The 21,152-nt window shown below is 66.7% G+C and carries 20 protein-coding genes; 6 read left to right on the forward strand and 14 right to left on the reverse strand.

Annotation, left to right across the window (positions count from 1 at the left end; translation table 11 throughout):
- Positions 1-33: 33 nt before the first annotated feature.
- Positions 34-825 (forward strand): spermidine synthase, encoded by a 792-nt coding sequence (locus tag QM618_RS10670; protein WP_428098533.1) that lies wholly within the window; start codon positions 34-36, stop codon positions 823-825.
- A gap of 187 nt (positions 826-1,012) precedes the next feature.
- Here QM618_RS10670 and QM618_RS10675 read toward each other — a convergent pair whose 3' ends face one another.
- Both QM618_RS10675 and QM618_RS10680 read right to left on the reverse strand, forming a co-directional pair.
- A complete protein-coding gene (locus tag QM618_RS10675) occupies positions 1,013-1,216 on the reverse strand; it encodes a cold-shock protein (protein ID WP_428098537.1) in 204 nt (67 codons plus the stop codon).
- Positions 1,217-1,353: 137 nt separating this feature from the next.
- The gene (locus QM618_RS10680) at positions 1,354-2,271 is read right to left on the reverse strand and encodes a proteasome assembly chaperone family protein (protein WP_428098540.1); all 918 of its coding nucleotides are present in this window, start codon (positions 2,269-2,271) and stop codon (positions 1,354-1,356) included.
- A 163-nt stretch (positions 2,272-2,434) separates the two neighbouring features.
- Here QM618_RS10680 and QM618_RS10685 point away from each other — a divergent pair, with 163 nt between their 5' ends.
- The 3 genes from QM618_RS10685 to QM618_RS10695 all read left to right on the forward strand — a co-directional run bounded on the left by QM618_RS10685 (position 2,435) and on the right by QM618_RS10695 (position 7,397).
- Entirely contained in the window at positions 2,435-4,624 is a 2,190-nt protein-coding gene (locus QM618_RS10685; protein ID WP_428098545.1) for a HelD family protein, read from the forward strand.
- 71 nt (positions 4,625-4,695) lie between these two features.
- Complete coding sequence (gene serA / locus QM618_RS10690; protein WP_428098548.1) at positions 4,696-5,892, forward strand: phosphoglycerate dehydrogenase; 1,197 nt, start codon at positions 4,696-4,698, stop codon at positions 5,890-5,892.
- Between the two features lie 89 nt (positions 5,893-5,981).
- The gene (locus QM618_RS10695; protein ID WP_428098744.1) at positions 5,982-7,397 is read left to right on the forward strand and encodes a DEAD/DEAH box helicase; all 1,416 of its coding nucleotides are present in this window, start codon (positions 5,982-5,984) and stop codon (positions 7,395-7,397) included.
- Here QM618_RS10695 and nrdR read toward each other — a convergent pair.
- The 6 genes from nrdR to QM618_RS10725 form a co-directional block, all read right to left on the reverse strand.
- Entirely contained in the window at positions 7,363-7,854 is a 492-nt protein-coding gene (nrdR, locus tag QM618_RS10700) for a transcriptional regulator NrdR (protein ID WP_428098552.1), read from the reverse strand. The genes QM618_RS10695 and nrdR overlap by 35 nt on opposite strands.
- A gap of 53 nt (positions 7,855-7,907) precedes the next feature.
- Complete coding sequence (locus QM618_RS10705) at positions 7,908-9,011, reverse strand: ABC transporter permease (RefSeq protein ID WP_428098556.1); 1,104 nt, start codon at positions 9,009-9,011, stop codon at positions 7,908-7,910.
- Positions 9,008-9,688, reverse strand: coding sequence for an ABC transporter ATP-binding protein (locus tag QM618_RS10710; protein ID WP_428098559.1), 681 nt, complete (start codon positions 9,686-9,688; stop codon positions 9,008-9,010). Before QM618_RS10710 ends, QM618_RS10705 begins: the two co-directional genes overlap by 4 nt.
- Positions 9,654-10,739, reverse strand: a complete 1,086-nt coding sequence (locus QM618_RS10715; RefSeq protein WP_428098562.1) for a peptidoglycan-binding protein — start codon at positions 10,737-10,739, stop codon at positions 9,654-9,656. Before QM618_RS10715 ends, QM618_RS10710 begins: the two co-directional genes overlap by 35 nt.
- Positions 10,740-10,818: 79 nt before the next feature.
- Entirely contained in the window at positions 10,819-11,370 is a 552-nt protein-coding gene (locus QM618_RS10720) for a hypothetical protein (protein WP_428098564.1), read from the reverse strand.
- A 488-nt stretch (positions 11,371-11,858) separates the two neighbouring features.
- Complete coding sequence (locus QM618_RS10725) at positions 11,859-12,173, reverse strand: LysM peptidoglycan-binding domain-containing protein (protein ID WP_428098567.1); 315 nt, start codon at positions 12,171-12,173, stop codon at positions 11,859-11,861.
- 199 nt (positions 12,174-12,372) lie between these two features.
- On the opposite strand from QM618_RS10725, the gene lexA reads away from it, so the two are divergent.
- Positions 12,373-13,071 (forward strand): transcriptional repressor LexA, encoded by a 699-nt coding sequence (lexA, locus tag QM618_RS10730; RefSeq protein ID WP_428098572.1) that lies wholly within the window; start codon positions 12,373-12,375, stop codon positions 13,069-13,071.
- Between the two features lie 224 nt (positions 13,072-13,295).
- Here the strand turns inward: lexA and QM618_RS10735 are convergent, their stop codons facing one another.
- The 3 genes from QM618_RS10735 to hflX are packed head-to-tail and all read right to left on the reverse strand — an operon-like array spanning position 13,296 to position 17,010.
- The gene (locus QM618_RS10735; RefSeq protein ID WP_428098575.1) at positions 13,296-13,514 is read right to left on the reverse strand and encodes a hypothetical protein; all 219 of its coding nucleotides are present in this window, start codon (positions 13,512-13,514) and stop codon (positions 13,296-13,298) included.
- A 36-nt stretch (positions 13,515-13,550) separates the two neighbouring features.
- Positions 13,551-15,500 (reverse strand): ATP-dependent DNA helicase, encoded by a 1,950-nt coding sequence (locus QM618_RS10740; protein ID WP_428098581.1) that lies wholly within the window; start codon positions 15,498-15,500, stop codon positions 13,551-13,553.
- A complete protein-coding gene (hflX, locus tag QM618_RS10745; protein ID WP_428098585.1) occupies positions 15,493-17,010 on the reverse strand; it encodes a GTPase HflX in 1,518 nt (505 codons plus the stop codon). The genes QM618_RS10740 and hflX overlap by 8 nt, the downstream gene beginning before the upstream one ends.
- Before the next feature lie 63 nt (positions 17,011-17,073).
- Between hflX and QM618_RS10750 the strand changes: the two genes are divergently transcribed.
- Complete coding sequence (locus QM618_RS10750) at positions 17,074-17,676, forward strand: class I SAM-dependent methyltransferase (protein WP_428098588.1); 603 nt, start codon at positions 17,074-17,076, stop codon at positions 17,674-17,676.
- 140 nt (positions 17,677-17,816) lie between these two features.
- Here QM618_RS10750 and dapF read toward each other — a convergent pair whose 3' ends face one another.
- The 3 genes from dapF to miaB are packed head-to-tail and all read right to left on the reverse strand — an operon-like array spanning position 17,817 to position 21,152.
- Complete coding sequence (dapF, locus tag QM618_RS10755; protein ID WP_428098592.1) at positions 17,817-18,686, reverse strand: diaminopimelate epimerase; 870 nt, start codon at positions 18,684-18,686, stop codon at positions 17,817-17,819.
- Positions 18,687-18,690: 4 nt separating this feature from the next.
- On the reverse strand, positions 18,691-19,626 hold the full coding sequence (gene miaA, locus QM618_RS10760; RefSeq protein WP_428098596.1) for a tRNA (adenosine(37)-N6)-dimethylallyltransferase MiaA: 936 nt from the start codon (positions 19,624-19,626) through the stop codon (positions 18,691-18,693).
- On the reverse strand, positions 19,623-21,152 hold the full coding sequence (gene miaB / locus QM618_RS10765; protein ID WP_428098602.1) for a tRNA (N6-isopentenyl adenosine(37)-C2)-methylthiotransferase MiaB: 1,530 nt from the start codon (positions 21,150-21,152) through the stop codon (positions 19,623-19,625). Before miaB ends, miaA begins: the two co-directional genes overlap by 4 nt.

A 21,152-nucleotide genomic window follows, 5' to 3' on the forward strand; every position in this document is an offset into this window, starting at 1 on the left:
TCTCCTGCCACCCCTCGCCGGTATGGTCAACGGGTGGCAGCCCGCAGCCGTTCCCCTCGCGCCAGCGCGCTCGCAGCCGACGTCCCCCGCGGCGTCCAGATCCCCATCTCCACGGGCTTCGCAGAACTGCGCGACGAGGCCGACGGCTCGGTCACCGTCTACGTCAATGGCGTCCCCTCGTCCACCCTGCGCGCGGACCTTCATTTGGACTTTGAGTACATGCGGCACGAGGCCGCCGCCATTGCCGCGTGGGATGCCGATCGCCCGGATCACGCCTGGTTGGCCCTGCATATTGGCGCCGCGGCGTGCACGCTCCCCCGGCACCTCGCCGCCGCTCACCCAGCGTCGCGGCACATCGCCGTTGACATTGACACGACGCTCGCTGAGCTTGCCCGGATCTGGTGGGATCTTCCGCGAGCGCCTCGCCTCCGGGTGCGGGCACAGGATGGCTTGGAGGCGGTCACCGAGCGCCAGGACGCGAGCCTCGATCTGGTGGTTCGAGACGCCTTCTCAGGGGACTCGGTCCCTGCCCACCTGGCCAGCGCGGAGTGGTGGTCGCACGCCGCCCGAGTGGTGCGGGCCGGAGGGCTCGTGGTGGCCAATGTTGCGGTTGCTCCCGGCTCCGGTATCTCGGAGGCGCGCGACGCACGCGACGCATTCGCGCAGGTCGCCGCGATCGGCGAGCACGCGGTGCTCAAGCGCAAGCGGCGCGGGAACGTCGTGCTCGTCGCAAGAACTGAACGAGACGAGAACCTGTCCCAAGCGCTGTCGCGGTACGCAGCGTCGGCCCCGTTGCCCACGGGAGTGGACCCAAACTGGGCCTAGCCGCAGCACTCCTCCACACAATCCGCATGGTCAAGCAAAGGCAAAACCCATCTACCAGGCACGATGTGAAACGCACAGCGGCGCTGGACCCAAATTGTGTGGACGAGCGCCGAAGAGTGCTGCGGCCCAGACACAACAACGGCCGCCCCTCCCGAAGGAGGAACGGCCGTTGCGAAGTCTGTGAGACCTAGAGAACGCGAACCGACTCGGCCTGGGGACCCTTGGGACCCTGCGTCACCTCGAACTCGACGCGCTGCGCCTCTTCGAGGGACTTGTAACCGTCGGACTGAATCGCCGAGTAGTGGACGAAGACGTCGGCGCCGCCGCCGTCCTGAGCAATGAAGCCGTAGCCCTTCTCAGCGTTGAACCACTTCACAGAACCCTGTGCCATGAACTTTCCTTAATCTGTACTGCCCGCGACGGGAAGCGCCCACACTGCGTGAGTGCCCGTTTCAGCAATGCCGCGTCCCAGGTCGCACAGACCGGTTCTTGCACACTACGTTCAACCAGGTACAAGTGTGGCACAAGTTAGGCGTTTGGTGGCTGATCCCACCGTTGCTGTGCAAGGAACTTCTCGAACTCGGCGCCAAGTTCGTCTGCGGAGGGCAGGCCACCCTCCACCGGGATGCCCTCGCCGCGTGACTGCACAAACGCGTCGTATTGCTCCTCGAGCACGCCAACGAGTGCCTGAATCTCCTCGGATTCGCTCATCTGGCGGTCGATCTCTTCTTGAGCGCGCGCGGCTGCTTCATCCAGCTCCGCCGGCTTGAGCTCCAGGCCGGAGATGTCCTCGAGCCCCTTGATGGCGCGCTGCGCGGCCTGCGGGTACGCGGACTGCGCAAGGTAATGCGGAACGTGCACCGCCACGTTGATGGCGGCGAGGCCCCACTGCCCAAAGCGGTACTCCATGAGGTTCTGCGCGGACGCGGGCACGGTAACGGTGCCAAACAGGCTGGGAGCATCGGGCATGAGATCCTGCCGCGTGCCGTGCACGGTGGTGGAAATGGGGCGCGTGTGCGGTGACGCCATGGGGATGCCGTGGGTGCCGAGCGTGAGGCCAACCCCAAGGCGGTCCACGATCTCGCGGACGGCGCGAATGTAGCGCTCCCACTTCACGTCGGGCTCAAAGCCGTGCAGCAGCAAGAACGGCGTGCCGGAGCCGTCGCGCACCATGTCGAGGTCCAAATACGGCTCGTCATAGCCCGTCCACTCGTTCACAGAGAACGTCATCTCCGGACGGCGGCTGCGGTAGTCCAGCAGCGCGTCGATGTCGAAGGTGGCGAGGTTGATCGTCTCGAACGTGCGCAGGTGCTCGGCGACGATCGCGCCGGCCTTCCCCGCGTCAAGAAAGCCGCGCAGCGAGTGCACCAAAACGGCGCCCTCGGTAGGTGCCTCAGCCGCCCACTGAGCCACGCCGTCGGGATTCCACGTCACAAGCTTGGCCATGCCGTCCAGTCTGTCACGCCGGCCCGACGCTGCCGTAAGTTCTCGCGCGCCGCGAACATGGGCGGTTGGCCAGGTGGTGTACGCGGGGCCTCGGGTACTGCGATAATGGATGACTGTCTTTTCGGCGCGGGGAGTGCCGGGGCAGCGCAGTAGGGATGGGTACATGCAGGACGATCGCGGCGCCACGGCGCAGCACACGGGGCTCGAGGCAGAGCAGGCCGTTGTCGACGTGCTCTACGCACGCCTCGACACGCTCCGGGATGAGGCGGGCGGCCGGCTCGCGGAGATCCGCCGCGAGGGCCCTTCCGGCTCACCCCAGAACCGCTCCGAGCGCGATGCGTTCGCCACGCTGTATGAGGACCGCATCGCCCAGCTCGACGCCGTGGAAGACCGGTTGTGCTTTGGCCGCCTCGACCTCGTGGCGGGCGACACCCTTTATGTAGGCCGAATCGGCCTGTCCGATGCCGACCACGCTCCCCTGCTCACGGACTGGCGCGCCCCCGCCGCGCGGGCGTTCTACTCGGCCACCGCCGCCAACCCCTCTGGCGTGATCAAGCGCCGCCACCTCACTACGCAGGGCCGCGTTGTAACGGCCGTTGAAGATGACGTGCTGGACGTTGAGGCGCTGGAAGCCTCTGGTCTTGGCGAGACGCTCGCGGGCGAAGGCGCGCTGCTCGCCGCGCTTGGCGCCCGCCGCACGGGCCGCATGGGTGACATCGTCGCCACCATTCAGGCCGAGCAGGATGCTGTCATTCGCGCACCCATGACGGGCGCCTTGGTGGTTCAGGGCGGCCCGGGGACGGGCAAGACCGCGGTGGCCCTCCACCGCGCGGCGTTCCTCCTCTACCACCACCGGGATCTGCTGGAGAGCCGCGGCGTGCTGCTGATTGGCCCCTCGCAGTCCTTCTTGAGGTACATCGACCACGTGCTGCCGTCGCTCGGCGAGACGGGCGCGGTGTCCACCACGCTTGGCGGGCTCGTCAAGGGCGTGGACACGTCCGCACTCGAGCGCGATGATGTTGCCGAGCTCAAGGGGCGCCTTGCGATGGCCGACGTTGTGCGCGCCGCCGTGCGCGAGCGCCAGCGGGTGCCGCGCGCGGATCAAGAATTCAGGATCGACGGCCGGGTTGTGGTGCTGCGTCGCCATGACGTTCGCGAGGCCCAGGCACGTGCCCGACGGGATGGTCGCCCTCACAACGAGGCTCGCCAGGTCTTCGCGAAGGAGATGATTTCTCGCCTCACCGCGCAGTTGGCGGAGCAGCTTGGCGAGAGCATCGACGCTGACGATCGCCGCGAGCTGGAGAGGGACATCCGCGAGGAGCGGAACATCCGCATCGCGATCAACCTGTGCTGGCTGCCCGTGACCGCAGAGACCCTGTTGCGGGATCTGTTCTCGAAGCCGCACCTGCTGGGGAACGCTACCAAGGCGCTGTCTGTTGAGGAGCGTCGGCTGCTGCTACGGCCCGCTGACGCGCCGTTCACCGATGCGGATGTGCCGCTGTTGGACGAGGCCGCAGAGCTGTTGGGCGACATGCCAGGCGGCGGCCCCGCCCGCCCGGCCAAGCCCACCAAGGAAGAGCTGGACTACGCCAAGCAGGTCATCGACAGCTTTGGCGCGCACACCATGATCAAGGTGGACGCCGAGACTCTTGCCCGGCGCATGCAGGGAGGCGTGTCCCGACTGTCCGTGGCCGAGCGCGCATGGGCGGACCGCACGTGGACCTACGGTCACGTGGTGGTAGACGAGGCCCAAGAGCTCTCCCCCATGGCGTGGCGCATGCTGCTGCGTAGGTGCCCTACCAGGTCATTCACCATCGTTGGTGATGTGGCTCAGGTGGCCGCCCCCGCAGGCACGCGCTGGTGGCCGGAGACGATGGACCCGCTGTTTGGGCAGTCGTGGAACCTGCGCGAGCTCACGATCTCTTACCGCATCCCCGCCGCAGTGGCGCGAGCGGCGCAGTCGTTCGCGGCCGCGCACGGGCTACCGGTCTCGGATCTGAGCGCGGCGCGCGAGGTGGACGACGCCGTTGTGGTGGTGCGCGATGCCAACCCTGCCGCTCGCGCGGGCGAGATGGCGCGGGCAGAGGCATCCAAGCTCGCCTCGACGGGCGGCGGCCTCGTGGCCGTCATCGCGGATGCGGCGTTGCACCCCGCTATTGCCGAGGCCCTGGGCGGCGCGGATGTGACCGTGATCGATGCCCGCGAGTCCAAGGGACTCGAGTTTGACCGCGTGTTCGTGGTGGAGCCGGCGCAGATCGCTACGCGCCCCGGGGATCTGTACGTCGCGATGACGCGGCCCACGTATCGGTTGGTATTGGTGCACTCGCAAGAACTGCCTGCGGGCATCGCCTAGCTGGGCCACCCAACCCAGCCCCAGCGTCGGGCCATTTGGGAAACCGCTACGGGTGCGGAACAATAACGCCCGTGCGAGCACTCCTTCTTGAGAACCTGTCCCCACGCGCCACCGAGATCCTCGAGGACGCCGGCATCGAGGTTGAAAACCACGTTGGCGCCATGGACGAGGACGAGCTCATTGCCGCCCTCGAGGGCGTTGAGCTGCTGGGCATCCGCTCCAAGACGCAGGTCACCGAGCATGTCCTGACCAACTCCCCCTCCCTCATCGCCGTTGGCGCGTTCTCGATCGGCACCAACCAGATTGACCTGGCCGCCGCCGCGCGCCTTGGCGTGGCCGCGTTCAACGCGCCGTTCTCCAACACGCGCTCGGTCGTGGAGATGGCGGTCTCCGAGATGATCTCCCTGACCCGCCGCCTGCCGGACGCGAACAAGTCGATGCACCAGGGAATCTGGAACAAGTCGGCGGAGGGCGCGCACGAGATTCGCGGCCGCACGCTCGGCATCGTGGGCTACGGCAACATCGGCTCGCAGCTGTCCGTTATCGCCGAGGCGCTGGGCATGAACGTCATCTTCTATGACGCCGCAGAGAAGCTCGCGCTGGGCAACGCCACCAAGAAGAACACGCTCGACGAGCTGCTCGCCGAAGCCGACATCGTGACCCTTCACGTGGATGGACGCCCTGGTAACTCGGGCTTCTTTGGCGAGCACCAGTTCAAGTCGATGAAGCCTGGCGCGCTGTTCCTCAACCTTTCGCGCGGGTTCATCGTGGACGTGGACTCGCTACGCGAGGGGCTGCTCTCCGGCGCGATCGGCGGCTGCGCCATCGACGTCTTCCCCGAGGAGCCAAAGAAGAAGGGTGACCCCTTCGTCTCGGCGCTGCAGAACCTGCCCAACACGATCCTCACGCCCCACATCGGCGGCTCCACCGAAGAGGCGCAGCGCGACATCGGCATCTTCGTGGCCACGCGTCTTCGCGACTACGTCAACAACGGCTCCACGGGCCTGTCCGTGAACCTGCCGAACCTCGCGGCCGACGCTGCCTCCGGATCGCACCGCGTGGCGCACCTGCACACCAACGTGCCCGGCGTGCTCGCGACCGTGAACCGCGTCTTCGCCGAGCACGGCGTCAACATCGATGGCCAGCAGCTCGCCACTCGCGGCGAGTTGGGCTACGTGGTCTCCGACATTGCGTCTGGGCTGACGCGCGACGCCGTCGAGGCGCTGCGCGACATGCCGGAGACCGTGCGCTTGCGAGTGCTGTCATAGGCGATTCGCCCGCCCGCTTCGACGAGCTGGGGTTACCCACGCCGCTCGTCGCGGCGCTCACCCGCTTTGGGCTCGTTGACGCCTTCCCCATTCAGGCCGCGACCATCGCCGACGCCCTGGCTGGGCTTGATGTCTTGGGCAAGGCCCGCACGGGCTCGGGAAAGACGCTCGCCTTTGGGCTTCCTACTCTTGCGCGCCTGGCCGACGCTGGGGAGGCTTCCCCCCGGCGTCCCCTTGCCATAGCCCTAGTTCCCACGCGGGAGCTCGCGATGCAGGTCAACGACGCGCTGGAACCGTACGCGCACGCGCTTGGCGTGTCGCTGCGGCTGGTTGCGGGTGGGCTGTCGATGTCCAAGCAGATTCAGGCGCTTGAGCGTGGTGTGCACCTGGTGGTGGCGACCCCCGGGCGCTTGGCCGATCTAGCGCGGCGAGGGCACGCCAACCTGGGCTCCGTGAAGATCACGGTGCTGGACGAGGCAGACCACATGGCCCAAATGGGCTTCATGGATGAGATCACCGAGCTGTTGCGCGCCACCCCGCGCGATGGGCAGCGGCTGCTGTTCTCCGCGACGCTTGATGGTGACGTGGAGACGCTCATCTCTGCTTGGATGCGCTCGCCTGTGTTGCACGATGTGACCGCTGGCGAGGCGCCGGCGCATATGGAGCACGTGGGACTGAACGTGCCGCCACACCTGAAGTATCAGCTGGCTACGCGCATCGCGAACCGGCCGGGGCGGACGATCGCCTTTGTGCGGACCAAGCTTGCATGCGAGCGCATCGCCGAGCAGATGCGCGCTGCCGGGGTGCTCGCCGTGGCGCTCCATGGCGACAAGCCGCAGGCAGAGCGCACCGCCGCGATCACGGGCTTCCGGGCCGGACAGATTCCCGTGCTCGTCGCCACCGACGTGGCCGCTCGCGGCATCCACGTGGATCACGTGGACCTGGTGCTGCAGATCGATCCGCCCGTAGACCCCAAGGACTACACGCACCGCGCGGGCCGCACGGCCCGCGCTGGCGAGTCGGGGCTAATCGTGACGATGGTGCTTCCGCATCAGCGCAAGCAGACGGACCGGATGTTTGAAGGAGCCGGCATCGAACCGAAGTTCCGCAAGATCCACGGTGATGATGCTGAGTCGTTGGCGCTGGTAGATCGCCTGACCGGCGCCTCGGAGCCGTCCGGCGTGCCCGTTTCCGCGCCCCGGCCACCGAGGTCTGCTCGCGAGGACCGGTGGGAACCGCGCGGGCGACGGCAGCAAGGCGGGCGGAAGCAGGCTGGGCGACCACAGCGTCGGGCCGACGACGATGCCGACGACCTCATGCATCAACTCTCCAAGCGAGAGCGCGAGATCGTGGCCCGCGAGCAGGCGTTGGCCGAGCGCGAGCGTCAACTAGAGCAGCGCGAGTCCAAGGGTTCCGAGCAGAGGGCCAGGAGCGGGCAGGGACAGCCGCGCGGCAAGAAACCTGCGCGCCCTAACTCGAGGAAGCCGAAGCCTCGCCAGCGCTGACGCCGTTCGCGGCGTCCTCTTCGCGCAGTCGCGTGATCTCGGACTCGAAGTCCTCGAGAGAATCGAACGCCCGGTAGACGGACGCGAACCGCAAGTAGGCGATCTCATCGAGCTCGCGCAGAGGCGCGAGGATCGCGAGGCCGATGTCGAGCGCATTGATCTCCGCTTGACCGTTGGCGCGAACGGTCTCCTCGACCTTCTGCGCAAGGACCGCGAGATCATCATCAGAGACGGGCCGTCCCTGGCAGGCCTTCTTCACGCCGGATACGACCTTCTCGCGGCTGAATGGCTCGGACACGCCTGAACGCTTGAGCACCGTGAGGCTCGCCGTCTCCACGGTGGTGAAGCGGCGGCCGCACTCCGGGCACTCGCGGCGACGACGGATCGATGAACCGTCGTCCGCGGTGCGCGAATCCACTACGCGCGTGTCAGCGTGCCTGCAGAAAGGACAATGCATGCCCCTACTCTGGCACGCCCAGGACCAGGCGTGTTAGTTGGAGGATTCCAACATCAGGGCACCCTGAGAACCTTCACTGGATCGAGCCTCGCTGCGCGAATCGCCGGAGGCACTGCGCCTGCCAACGCGGCGATGAACATCAACGTCACAACCGCGAGAGCGAACTCCCAACTTGGGAGGGCGCCAGCCGCAACGGCGGTCACGACCACGCCTGCGGCCAGCCCGATGACAACCCCCGCGACCGCGCTGAGCCCCGCAGCCGATATGACCTGAAGCACGATCACGCTCCGGGTGGCTCCGAGCGCGCGCCGCCTGCCGATGTCACGCGTCGAACCGCTTACGCGCGCGTACTCCACCGCCCCCACGAGCACAAACACCGTCGCGAGCAACGCGGAGACGGTCAACACGGCACTGCGGGCAAGGCCGGCCGAAATGTCCGAGGAGAGCTCCGCAAGTTCGCTGTTGGTCTTTACGCTGAGCGCTCCTGGGTTGTGCGCAATGACGGCCGCACGGACGGCGTCGGTCACCGCGGGAAGTTGCGCGACGTCGTCCACTTCGACCCAAAGAGTGAGGACCCTTCCGGCTTTGATCGGTTCTATCAGCACGTTGTAGTTGAGGTCGCCCAGCGGCGCGCTAGCCTCGTACTGCCCCACAACGGTCCCTGAGCGGCCTGCGGTGGAGACAGTCCCGACCCCGTCGGTCAGTCCCAGCTTTGTCGCGACGCCAGGACCGGCCAGCGCCATGCCAGGAGCCAGCGACTCTGTCGCAGTTGTGTCCATCAACACGGGCGGCAAGGAGCCATACGCATAGCGAGCCGCTGCGGTTGCCCCCCCGGGAATGGCTGCGGCCCTCACGTCGAGCGCGGGCCCCACAGCAAATGTCCACTCGACGCCGCTGATGCTGGCAATGACCGGGATGGATTCTGAAGAGAGGCCCGCCTTTCCCTCAACGTCGGACACGGTGATGAGGCGCCCTTCGGGCGAGTTGATACGTTCGATCGTCGCCTGCTGGCTTGCCAGCGCGATACCCGTGGTGGCGAACACCGCGATGGTCGCCCCAGCGAGGATGAGGATGGACACCAGCGTGGGCGTGAGCGGAGACCGGAGCCGATGCGCGGCGTCGATGAGGAGAAACCGGGCAGGCAGTCGCTTGGTCATGGTTCGAGCCTCAGGCGCGCACCGGCGGTGGCGGCTCGCGCATCGTCGTGGGTCGCGACTATGACCGTGGCGCCCGACGCGGCGGCCTCCGCGAGCGCATCCCACACGACGTCTGCAGACACGGCGTCGAGGTTTCCACTTGGCTCATCGGCGAAGACGATTGATGGCGCCTTGACGAGTGCTCGGCACAGTGCGATGCGCTGAGCTTGTCCTCCCGACACCTCGCCCGGCCGGTGATCGGCGCGGTCACCCACGCCGAACCTCTCCATGAGCTCACGCGCGCTGGAGCGCGCTTCGTCGGGATCGATCCCCGCAAACCACGCCGCCTCGAGCACATTGTCCTCAGCAGTCCGCGACAGATCCAGTACCGCGTCTTGGAACACGAAGCCCACGTGTCCCGCACGCAGGCGTGCTCTGTCTGCGTCGGCAAGGGCATGAACATCGACACCATCCCACCTCACCGAGCCGGCTGAGGGAGCGAGCATGAGTGCCAGCACGTAGAGAAGAGTTGACTTGCCGCAACCAGACGGACCGGTAACGGCGGTCAGCGTGCCTGGCTCGAACGACTGCTCGAGACCCGCGAACACCGGCTCTGGGGCGCCCTTGTAGCGGTGCTCGAGGTCGGTGACCGTGAGCAGCATGTCAGTTCCCGGACGCGGCCACGGTGACCAGGACACGGTCGCCCACCTCGACACCCGTAACAATGCTCGCGCCGTCTGAGGAGGCTTCAATTGCCACGGGCTGACGCATGCCGCTTTCGAGAATAACGAAGGTCGCTCCTGCAGAGTCCGCACCGATCGCGGTGGTCGGCACCTGAGACCCAGACGTCTCCGGCGTAATGATGAGCGTGCCTGGCAGAACTGTCTTTCCACCCACAGCAACGGCCGTGGCACAGTCATCTCCGCAGATCGATTCGGCTCCGTTCGCCGGCCGCAGGAGCGCGATCGTGGTGCCGGTGTCGGGGTCCGCGGCAAGGCTTGAGACCTCTGCCTCCCACGTGCTCGAACCTGCAGTGACGGTGACCCGCATGCCCTCGGTGGTCCGGGCCACGTCCTCTGGCAGGACGCGGAAGCTGAACTGCGGCTCACCGCTTGGACCCACGAGGAGCTCGGCCCCTGGCTCCACTCGGAGGCCCACCCGGACGTCGGTTGCGGGCGCCAACTGCGAGGGTAAGGACGGCACAAAAACCAAGCGACCAAGGGGGACGGTACCGTTCTTAGGTTCACCCAGCGTCGCCGACCACCTATTGACTGCGTCGGCGGTCGCCTTCCCGAAAGAACTGTTAACGCTGCCGGGATCAAAACCCTCGTCCTTGAGGAACTGTTGGAGCTGCTTGACGTCTGCGCCCTTGTCGCCCGTGCTCATTGAGCGAAATGCGGGAGTGGATCCGACGGCGACGACCGCCGGGTGAAGGTCGACCGAGTAGGCGACGTCCCCGGCGGCGAGCGTGGAACCACCGGCGTCGACGCCCAACTCCGTGAGTGTGCCCGAGTAGCCGTTGACACCGAGTGGCGCGGCTGGCCACGAAACGTCAATGCCGTATTCCTGGACCACCTCAACCGTTCCTGACACCACCTCCACCGTTGTCGTGGTTGTCTCTGGAGTAGTTACTGCAGGTGGCCGTGTGGCGACGGTTGCGGCCCACCAGCCCGCTCCCGCAGCGACAATGACGGCGAGGGACCAGGCTGCAACGGGAATCCACTTCCGACGCGGTTGCTCTAGTTCCATCGGAACCTCACCTCCCTGGACCTAACTTATCGGTGATCTAGCCCTCTACGTGGTGCTTCACTCCCACAGCAGAGCTTCGCTAGGGCTGCGAGTATCCGATTCGCCACGCCAACGCTCGATCTGGCTGCGGGCACTTGGCGTCGGCAGCGCTCACGTCTAGCCCAGCGTGGTCAACGTCTACTAAGGGGTCCCATGAAGCCGCCCCGTAGTTCTCAACCCAGTCCTCCTGCGACGGAGCTTCAGAGATCGTGTACCCATGCTCGCGCAAACACTTTGCTTCTTCTACGAACAACACATACAAGCCGCTGAGAAACTCCGGGGTTAGGCCAGGCGCCTCGGGGGGTGAACCAACCTCAGCGATGCAGTCAGCGTCAAGCAATTCCTTGGTGGGCCTACCTTCCGCCACAGCATCAGTGATCGTCCCGTCTGGATGAAGGATCGCTGCCGCACCGAACTCTCGAGCGCACACCACATACTTCGCGGCCCAATCCGCGTAACTCTCCTGATAGTTGTCGTAACTGTCAGGGCCCCAGTTCTGGGACGGGGACGCGCTCCCGCTCACCCCGCTTTGACATCCGGCAATCATGGTGACGGTCGCCAAGACGGCGACGAACCAGCGCCGCGCGAGCACTAGCCGTAATTCACGCAGGTTGCAGTCGCGCTGGTGTAATTGTCACCGGCGTTTGAAACAACTCGCCATTGGCCGCCACCACTGTAGGTAGCGTTGTCATACACCATGTGGTAGCCCGCTATATCGGGGTTGTACTGCCGATAAGAAGAATAGTCACCCGGCGCGAAAGTAGCGCTTGCCCCAGTTTGACGCACCGTCAACTTTCCCCAGTAGCCAGATGCGCAACTCTTTGTCTGTACGCCGCTATCTGTCGCCGCGTAAGCAGCAACTGCTGTGCCGAACGCAAGCGCGAGAGTAGTAACTCCCACCAGAATAGTGCGAAACCCACCTCGAGAATCCTTCAATCGAACCACCCCTATCTCCGAGTTACGTACAGTTCGGACATTAACACCACTTACACCGCGTCGCAATAAACCGTCGACGATCAGCCAGAGCCCCCGCGCCCCGCCCGCACAGGCTCTGACGCGGTAGTTGACAATCCGCGACGCCTACGACTGCGGGATCAGGATCTGCTCGCCCGCCTGCAACTGGCCACCGGACATCGCGTTGACGGCCTTGATGTCCGCCATGGTGTCGCGTACGTCCCTGCCCTCTGGTGTCAGGTCCGCGGCGATCGACCACAGCGTTTCTCCGGAGCCAACCGTGTAGGTGTCGAGTTGCACGGGGGCGGCACTCGCGTCGGTGGCGAAGGCCTTGGGCCCAAACACCGCCGCGGCGGTGATGAACATGATGAAGAGCACAACCTTGCGGGTACGAGCGCGACGGGCCACAAAGACCGGGGCGCTAGGTGCGTAGATCGCCATGATTCACCACTCCGTTCTGTTCGAACACTTGTTCGTTCGAACATCTGTTCTATTTCTAGCATGTGGGTGCGACACGCGCAAGGAAAAATCGAACACATGTTTGATTTGGCCTCGCGTTTGCCCTACCGTCATGTCGTAAGGACACCAGAGGGGTCTGACATGGCCCCCGTCGGTGAGAACGAAAGTTGAGGAGTCCGAGATGAGCGACACCGGTGGCACGATCCACGAGTTCCCCGACGTCGATAGCGGCGAAGCGCTCACCGAGCGCCAGCGCCTCATCCTGGAGACCATCCGCGCCTCGGTGACCGATCGCGGCTACCCGCCGTCGATGCGCGAAATCGGCGAGAAGGTGGGTCTCACCTCCACCTCCTCCGTCACTCACCAGCTCTCTGCGCTCGAGTCGAAGGGCTACCTGCGCCGCGACCCCCACCGCCCACGCGCCATCGAGGTGGTGCTGCCGGGCGAGACACCCGCCCAGCCGGCCGTGCAGGAGATCCCAGCCGCAGCGTCGGGCCGTTCAGAGGCAAGTGTGGATGTGCCGCTCGTTGGGCGCATCGCCGCCGGTGGCCCCATCCTGGCCGAGCAGTCCGTGGAGGACGTGGTCACGCTCCCCCGCCAGCTCACGGGCCAGGGCGAACTATTCATGCTCACCGTTTCCGGCGACTCGATGATCGACGCCGCCATCTGCGACGGCGACTTTGTGGTGGTGCGGCGCCAGAACACCGCCGAGAGCGGCGACATCGTGGCCGCGCTGCTCGACGATGAGGCGACCGTCAAGACCTTCCGCAACAAGGACGGTCAGGTGTGGCTCATGCCGCACAACCCTGCGTACACCCCCATCGACGGTACGCACGCCCGCATCATGGGCAAGGTCGTGTCCGTGCTGCGGAAGATCTAGGCGCTCAGGCGCCAGCTCGCTGTGTGACTGGGCGCCCTATAGGGCGCTGAGGTTCGCTCGCCGACGTTAAGGTAGTTCCAGACGTGAGGCACCCGCAGGGATCACGAACCTCTAGCAGCCGGACCTCATGCACCCATAGGACGCTCGGTGCTGCGATCCGCTTCGCGGCGGCAGGATGACGACCCATGTGGCCGCAGGATGACGGGCCCACACGCAGGCAGGCCCTACTTGCGCCAGCCGTCCTGCCAGTGGAAGCCGCCCGTGATCGCCTGGCGCATCGCCTGCATCGCATTGGCAATCGTGGTCTGGTAGACCCGCGACTCGTCCGAGTCCGCCTTCTCGGCGAGATCTCGCGAGCCCTTCTCAAAGTGCTCGAGGTACTCGGCGAAGCGCTCACGCTCCGCCTGCTGGCCGCGCGCAAACTCGTCGGACACCTCGGTCATCTTGGGCCTCCTCAGGCGAAACATAGTGGGCCTAGCCTATGCGGCGGACGACGCTTCGGCGTCCAGGCGGCGCAGCGCCGCAAGCACGACCTCGCGGTCGGTAGTGGGCCACAGCGGCGGCATCGATCGCGCCAGGAAGCCACCATACCGGGCGGTCGCGAGCCGCGGGTCAAGAACCGCGACCACCCCGCGGTCGTTCACCGAACGAATCAGTCGCCCAGCACCCTGTGCCAGCAGCAACGCCGCATGCGTGGCACTGATCGCCATGAAGCCATTGCCGCCGTGCTCCTCGATCGCCTCGGTGCGGGCCTGCGTGATGGGATCGTCTGGCCGGGGGAACGGGATGCGATCAATGACCACGAGCGAGCTCGTTGCCCCTGGTACATCGATGCCTTGCCACAACGCGGTGGAGCCAAAGAGGCATGCGCGCGGATCCGCCGCGAACTCCTTCATGAGCGTGGGCAGTTGGTCATCCAGTTGGTACAGCACCGGCACATCTAGCCGTTCGCGGATCGCCTCGGCCGCGGTGACCGCGGCCTTGTGAGAGGAGAACAATCCCAGCGTTCGCCCGCCGGCCGCCTCGATGAGCGCCGCCAGTTCATCCAGCGCCTCGTCACCAATCCCGCCCGTTCCGGGGCGCGGCAGGTGCGAGGCCACGTAGAGCATCCCCTGGCGTTCGTACGCGAAGGGGCTTCCGGCATCGAGGGTGACGGGATCCTCGACTCCCAAGTGGCGCGCGATCGCGTCAAACGTTCCGCCAAGGGCCAGCGTCGCGGACGTCATCACCGACGCCCTGTCCGCGAGCAGCTTGTCGTGAATGGTCGCGGCCACGTTCAGCGGCGCAGCGACGATGCGCTCGGCCACGTTGGAGCCGTAGTCGCCGTCGCGCGGCGCAAACCAGATCACGTAACGACCGGACGTACCCAGCAGCTCCTCGCACACGTCGAACACCTCGGTGAGCGAGGCCGTCGCGAGCTTCTGCGGACCCTGCATGTCCTTGTCGGCGCCGATCTTGCCCACGCCCGTCAAAATCTCGCGCGTCGCAGAACGGACCGTTTCCAGCGCATCTGCCACAGCGTCGGGCAGTTCACCACGCACGCGCCCAACCCGAGCCTCCCCCAGCGCCGAATCAAGCGAGCGAGCCGCCCTGTCCAACTTGTCCGTGGCGATGCCAACCCGGCGGGCGTTGCGCGCGGCCCTATCCACACCCAGCACGGTGAGCTCGTGCGTCGCGGAGGACGTGATGCGCTGCACCAGCTCATGCGCCTCATCCACGATCAGCACCTGGTGCTCGCCGATCATGTCGTGGCTGGTGGCTTGCACGCCGAGCACCGCGTGGTTGGTGACCACGATGTTGGCGACTGCGGCCTCGTCGCGCGCGCGCTGGGCGAAGCACCGCTCGAGCGCCGGGCAGCGGCTCTCGAGGCACTCGCGGCCGCTCACCGAGACCTGCGCCCACGCGCGGCCCGGCACGCCCGGAATGAGGTCATCGCGGTCGCCGCTCTCGGTTTCTGCCGCCCATTCGTGCAGCCGCGCCACCTGCTTGCCCAGTTCGCTCGTCGGGCCCAGGTTGAGAGGCAGGGTGTCGTCCTCTGGCGGGTAGCCGCCGTCCATCTTGTGCACGCACAGGTAGTTGGAACGGCCCTTGAACAGCCCGACGGCGGGGCGGGCTCCAATCTCGGCCTGAAGAGCGTCAAGCACCAAAGGCAGATCCTTGGTGTAGATCTGGCGCTGAAGGGCGAGGGTGGCCGTGGAGATGACGATGCGCTCGTCGGTGGCGGCCGCGTGGGCCACGGCGGGGACCAGGTAGCCCAGGGACTTTCCCGTGCCCGTGCCTGCCTGGATCAGCGCGTGCTCTCCGTCGTTGAGGGCGTTGGCCACCGCGGCGGCCATGTGCTGCTGGCCCTCGCGGGTCTCGCCGCCAAGGCTCTCTACGGCTGTGCGCAGGAGCTCCTCGACGCGCTGCGGCGTGAGGTCGTCAGTCACGGCGGGGTGAGTGCTCGTCTTTGAGAGAGCGCTGGGCGGCCTCGTTCATGCGCGCGGCGAGTGCCTCGCTGACCAGGGCCGCGAGTTCGTAGCCCTCTGGCCCGTGCTTTTCTGAGAGCACTTCGCCCTTGGAGTGGGCCTCCGCCACGAGGTCGCCCCGCGTGTACGGAAGGGTGAGGTCAACGCGCACCTCTGGTCGCGGCAGCTTCTGCGCCACGAGGTCCATGAGCTCGCTCATGCCCTCGCCCGTGAGCGCGGAGACCTCGATGGTGGGCTCCGGGCGGCCGCGCAGGCGCAGCAAGACGTCGTGTTCAGCGATGTCTGCCTTGTTGAGCACGAGCACCTCGGGAACTTGCGACGCCCCTGGTACATCGGCCAGAACCTCGCGCACGGCGCGGATCTGGCCCTCCGGATCGGGGTGGCTAGCGTCGACCACGTGGAGCACGAGGTCGGCGTTGGCCACTTCCTCGAGCGTGGACGCGAAGGCCGCAACTAACTGATGCGGGAGGTCCTTGACGAACCCCACGGTGTCGCTAACGGTGAACTCGCGACCGTCTGGCGTTTGCGAGCGCCGCACGGTGGGATCCAGGGTGGCGAACAGCGCGTTCTCTACCAGCACGCCCGCGCCAGTAATGCGGTTCAGCAGCGAGGACTTGCCGGCGTTGGTGTAGCCGACGATCGCGACATTGGGCATGCCAAGACGCTTGTCGCGGCGCACCGCACGGGCGGGCGCCATGCCTCTGATCTCGCGGCGCAGCTGCGCCATGCGGTTGCGGATGCGACGGCGGTCAAGCTCGATCTTGGTCTCGCCGGGGCCGCGCGATCCCATACCTGCGGCGGCGCCACCCACCTGGCCACCGGCCTGGCGGGACATCGACTCACCCCAACCGCGAAGACGCGGGAGCAGGTACTCGAGTTGGGCCAGTTCCACTTGCGCCTTGCCCTCTTTGGACTTGGCGTGCTGGGCGAAGATATCCAGGATGAGCGCCGTGCGGTCGATGACCTTGACCTTGACCACGTCCTCGAGCGCGCGGCGCTGGCTTGGTGCGAGGTCGTCATTGACGATGACCGTGTCCGCGCCAACCGCGGCGACGATCTCTTTGACCTCTCCAGCTTTGCCCTTGCCGATGTAGGTGGCGGGGTCCGGGTGCGGGCGGCGCTGCAACACGCCGTCAAGAACCTCGGAGCCGGCCGTCTCCGCGAGGGCGGCAAGCTCGCGCAGAGAAATCTCCGCGTCCTCCGCTTTGCCGTGCGAGTACTGACCAACCAGCACCACCTTTTCGAGGCGCAGCTGGCGGTACTCGACCTCTGAGACGTCCTCGAGCTCGGTGGAGAGCCCGCGGACGCGTCGCAGAGCGGCGCGTTCCTCGCGCTCCAACTGGTCGCCGTCATACTCGGTGCGCTGGGTTGCCCCCTCAGCCACCGCCGTACCGGCGCGCGAAAGCACCCGCTCAAGCACAGCGTCGGCCCTGCTTGGCGAGTTCTCGTCGTCGAGTAGTGGTTCTGACATGACCCTCCATTGTCTCACCCGGGTGAGACAGGCATCCCCACTGTCCACAGCTACGCTCGTGGCGTGAGCGACGATCACTACTTCAGCGCCAAGCCCGCCTCCGCGGATGAGGGGCGGCGCATCGCGGTGCGCCTGGCGGGCCACGACCTCTCGCTCGAGGTGGCCCCAGGCATCTTCTCCCCCGACCACGTGGACCTCGGTACACAGGTGCTGCTTCGCACCGTGCCGGAGCCGCGCGGCGCCGTGTTGGACATCGGGTGCGGGTGGGGGCCCATCTCGATCGCTGCCGCGCTGGCCTCGCCGTCCGTGACAGTCACCGCCATCGACGTGAATGAGCGCGCCCTTGACCTGGCCCGCCGCAATGCGGCGACCGCAGGCGTTGGTGACAGAGTGAACGTAAGCCTGCCCAGCGTCGTCCCTGCTAACGCAACGTTTGACACCATCTGGTCCAATCCCCCCATCCGTATCGGCAAGGCGGCACTGCACTCGCTCTTGGGAGAGTGGCTTCCCCGGCTGAACCCCGGCGGCGAGGCGTGGCTCGTGGTGCAGCGCAACCTAGGCGCCGACTCGCTTGCCGCATGGATCGCGCAGCAGGGCTGGGGCCAGATTGAGAAGGTTGCAAGCGCTAAGGGCTTCAGGGTGCTGCGGCTCACGGCCCCGTCCTGATCACCTGTCTACACATCGCGAATGCCTCTCCACACAAGACGCGCGCCTGAATGGGATTAGTAGGACAAATCACCCCCGAATCACGCTCCAACACCTCCACGTGTGTGGAGAGGCATTCGCGCTGTGTGGAGAGGCGTTTGCTACGGCAGCGTGACCGTGCCCTTTGCGACCAGTTCCGCCGGGCCTTCGAGCGTCACGTGGGTGCCGCGGACGCGCACCGTCACGAGGCCGCCGGGAACCTCGACATCCCACACATCCGGCGCGTCGGGTCCGGCCCAGAAGCGCACCGCGAGCGCCGCCGCGCACGCGCCCGTGCCACACGACATCGTTTCGCCGGAGCCGCGCTCGTGCACGCGCATGCGGATGCGCCCGCGCTCCACACCGTCGCGCACCTCGCCGCCAAGCGTCACCACGAACTCCACGTTGGATCCCTGCGGTGGCGTGGGATGGACGGCTGGTGCCACGGATAGGTCCAGCGCCGCGAGCTCGCGCGGATCGGCGAGCGCCACCACGTGGTGAGGGTTCCCCACATCCACGGACAGCGCGGGCCGGATCGCATCGAGGCCGTGTGCGGCAACCTCGGAATCGAATCCCTCCGGCGCGCGCCCCAACCGGAACTCCCCCATCCCCACGGCGTAGTGCCCGCCACCGAGTGACGTCACTGTCCTGGCGCCGCCACGCGTGCCAAACGTGAGCCCGCCCCGCAGGTCCAGCCCCGCTTCACGCTCAAGGAACGCGCCAAACACGCGCGCGCCATTTCCGCACATCTCTGACGTGGAACCATCCGAGTTGAAGTAGTCCATGAACCACGTGTCCGCGCCAAACCCGCGCGCGTCCGTCACGAAGCCTGCTCGCACCGCGCGGATCACGCCATCGCCGCCGATTCCCCCGCGCCTGTCGCACAAGAACCGCACCACGTCCGGCGTGAGCGGTACCTCGCCGCGCTCGTCGAACAGCAGCACAAAGTCGTTCTTGGTGCCGTGCCCCTTGGTGAAGGCGAGTTGGGTCATGCACCTAGATTACGTGGGCATTTGCGAGCTCAGCCACCACGGCGTCGGTCGCCTGTGGGATGCCCGACGCTGTGGCTGGCGCCTCCACCCACGACACCCTGGGATCGGGCCGGAACCATTGGGCTTGCTTTCGCGCGAGGCGGCGGGTGTGCTGCTTGATGAGATCGCGCGTTTCTGTCGCGGTGAGTTCGCCGTCGAGATGGCGCAGGGTCTCGGCGTAGCCAACGGCGCGGCGAGCCGTGACGCCTTCGCGCAGCCCCGCCGACTCGAGGGTTCGCACCTCGTCCACGAGTCCCTGCTCCCACATGTGGTCCACGCGCGCCTCGATGCGCGGGTCGAGGTCCTCGTACGCGATCTGCAGTCCCACCTGCACCGCGGGGATCGCGTAGGTGTGCCGGGGGAGCGAACTCTCGTGGGTGCCCGTGAGCTCGATCACCTCGAGCGCCCGCACCAGCCTCTTCACGTTCTGCACGGGGATCTTCGCCGCGGCCTCCGGGGCGATCGCCGCGAGCTCGCGGTGCAAGATGCCGGGGCCTTCGGCGGCCGCGCGCGCCTCCAAGCGCTCGCGCACGGCGGGATCCGTGCCCGGAAACTCGAAGACGTCGAGGAGCGCCCTTATATACAGCCCTGATCCCCCAACCACGATCGCCCGCCGCCCGCGAGCGTGAATGGCGTCGATGTCCGCGCGCGCACCCTCCTGATAGCGCGCCACGGTGGCGTCCTCATGCACGTCGAGGGTGTCGAGCTGGTGGTGCGGGACGCCGCGCCGCTCCCCCACGGAAAGCTTGGCCGTACCAATGTCCATGCCGCGGTAGAACTGCATCGAGTCCGCGTTGATGATCTCGGCGTCGAGACGCTCGGCGAGGTCGAGCGCCACCGCGGACTTGCCAGCAGCCGTGGCGCCGACGATCGCGATGACGGCGGGAGCGCTAGCCGTCACGACACGCGCAGCGTAGGGATGCCAAGGCCCACGGGACCGCCGGCAGAGGTGCTGCCGCCCGTGCCACACGAGTCGCCGCACCCGCCACTTCCGTGACTGTGATCCCCTGCCCGCACCTGATCCCACACATCGCCCGCGCGCGTGCGGCGCAGCGAGTAGGTGCCCCCCGCAAGCGCGCCGTCGGCCACCAGGTGGTGCGGAGCTGCGTACGTGACGTCCACTGTGACAAGGTCGCCGGGGCGCGGAGTCGGCGCAGCGTCAGGCACACTGAAGTGAACGAGACGGTTGTCGGGCGCGCGGCCGCTCAAGCGAGAGTGCGCCGCATCTTTGCGCCCACCAACATCCTTGCCCTGCGAATCCAGCACCAGCAGCTCCACGGTGCTGCCCACGAGCCGCTGGTTTTCCGCGAGCCCAATGCGCTCTTGCAAAGCGTGCAGGCGCTGGTACCGCTCGGCCATCACGTCCTTGGGGATCTCCGGGAGATCGAACGCCGGCGTTCCCGGCCGCGGGCTGTACTGGAAGGTAAATGCGCTGCTAAACCGTGATTCCTCGACCACGCGCAGCGTCTGCTCAAAGTCCTCGTCGGTCTCCCCAGGGAAGCCAACGATGATGTCCGTGGTGATGGCCGCGTGGGGCATCGCGGCGCGCACCCGCTCCAAGATCCCAAGGAACTTGTCCGAGCGGTACGAGCGGCGCATCGCGCGGAGCACCGCATCCGAGCCGCTCTGCAGCGGCATGTGCAGGCTCGGCATGACGTTGGGGGTCTCCGCCATCGCCGCGATGACGTCATCGGTGAACGCGGCCGGGTGCGGGGACGTGAAGCGCACTCGCTCGAGCCCCTCGATCTCGCCGCACGCGCGCAGCAGCTTGGCGAACGCGCCACGGTCACCAAAGCCCACGCCATACGAGTTGACGTTCTGGCCAAGCAGGGTGATCTCCACGGCGCCTTGCGCAACAAGGGCCGACGCTTCGGCGAGGATCTCTCCCGGCCTCCTATCGCGCTCCTTACCCCTGAGCGAGGGAACGATGCAGAACGTGCACGTGTTGTTGCAGCCCACGGAAATGGACACCCACCCGGAGGCGATGGCGTCCCTGCGGCTGGGTAGCGTTGACGGGAAGGTCTTGAGGGACTCCTCGATCTCCACCTGCGCCTCTGCGTTGTGGCGGGCGCGCTCCAACAGCACGGGCAACACGTCGATGTTGTGCGTTCCGAACACCACGTCTACCCAGGGAGCGCGCTCGACGATCTCGCCGCGATCCTTCTGCGCGAGGCAGCCGCCAACGGCGATCTGCATTCCGGGGCGCTCGGACTTGGCGTGGGCCAACTGGCCCAGGTTTCCGTAGAGCTTGTTGGCGGCGTTCTCGCGCACGGCACACGTGTTGATGACAACCACGTCCGCGATCTCGGTTCCCGCGGGCGCGGCCGTGAATCCGGCGCCTTCGAGAAGGCCTGCCATGCGCTCGGAGTCGTGGACGTTCATTTGACAGCCGAGCGTCTTCACGACGTAGGTGGGGGTTGTTGTCAT

It is taken from the genome of Demequina sp. (assembly GCF_049841215.1).
Taxonomy (GTDB): Bacteria; Actinomycetota; Actinomycetes; order Actinomycetales; family Demequinaceae; genus Demequina.

Excerpts from the sequence above, each read along its gene's own strand:
- QM618_RS10685 (WP_428098545.1), top strand. The coding sequence starts at position 2,435 with ATGCAGGACGATCGCGGCGCCACGGCGCAGCACACGGGGCTCGAGGCA.
- QM618_RS10680 (WP_428098540.1), bottom strand. The coding sequence starts at position 2,271 with ATGGCCAAGCTTGTGACGTGGAATCCCGACGGCGTGGCTCAGTGGGCG.
- QM618_RS10725 (WP_428098567.1), bottom strand. The coding sequence starts at position 12,173 with ATGGCGATCTACGCACCTAGCGCCCCGGTCTTTGTGGCCCGTCGCGCT.
- lexA (WP_428098572.1), top strand. The coding sequence starts at position 12,373 with ATGAGCGACACCGGTGGCACGATCCACGAGTTCCCCGACGTCGATAGC.
- QM618_RS10715 (WP_428098562.1), bottom strand. The coding sequence starts at position 10,739 with ATGGAACTAGAGCAACCGCGTCGGAAGTGGATTCCCGTTGCAGCCTGG.
- miaB (WP_428098602.1), bottom strand. The coding sequence starts at position 21,152 with ATGACAACAACCCCCACCTACGTCGTGAAGACGCTCGGCTGTCAAATG.
- QM618_RS10705 (WP_428098556.1), bottom strand. The coding sequence starts at position 9,011 with ATGACCAAGCGACTGCCTGCCCGGTTTCTCCTCATCGACGCCGCGCAT.
- hflX (WP_428098585.1), bottom strand. The coding sequence starts at position 17,010 with ATGTCAGAACCACTACTCGACGACGAGAACTCGCCAAGCAGGGCCGAC.
- QM618_RS10735 (WP_428098575.1), bottom strand. The coding sequence starts at position 13,514 with ATGACCGAGGTGTCCGACGAGTTTGCGCGCGGCCAGCAGGCGGAGCGT.
- QM618_RS10675 (WP_428098537.1), bottom strand. The coding sequence starts at position 1,216 with ATGGCACAGGGTTCTGTGAAGTGGTTCAACGCTGAGAAGGGCTACGGC.
- nrdR (WP_428098552.1), bottom strand. The coding sequence starts at position 7,854 with ATGCATTGTCCTTTCTGCAGGCACGCTGACACGCGCGTAGTGGATTCG.
- dapF (WP_428098592.1), bottom strand. The coding sequence starts at position 18,686 with ATGACCCAACTCGCCTTCACCAAGGGGCACGGCACCAAGAACGACTTT.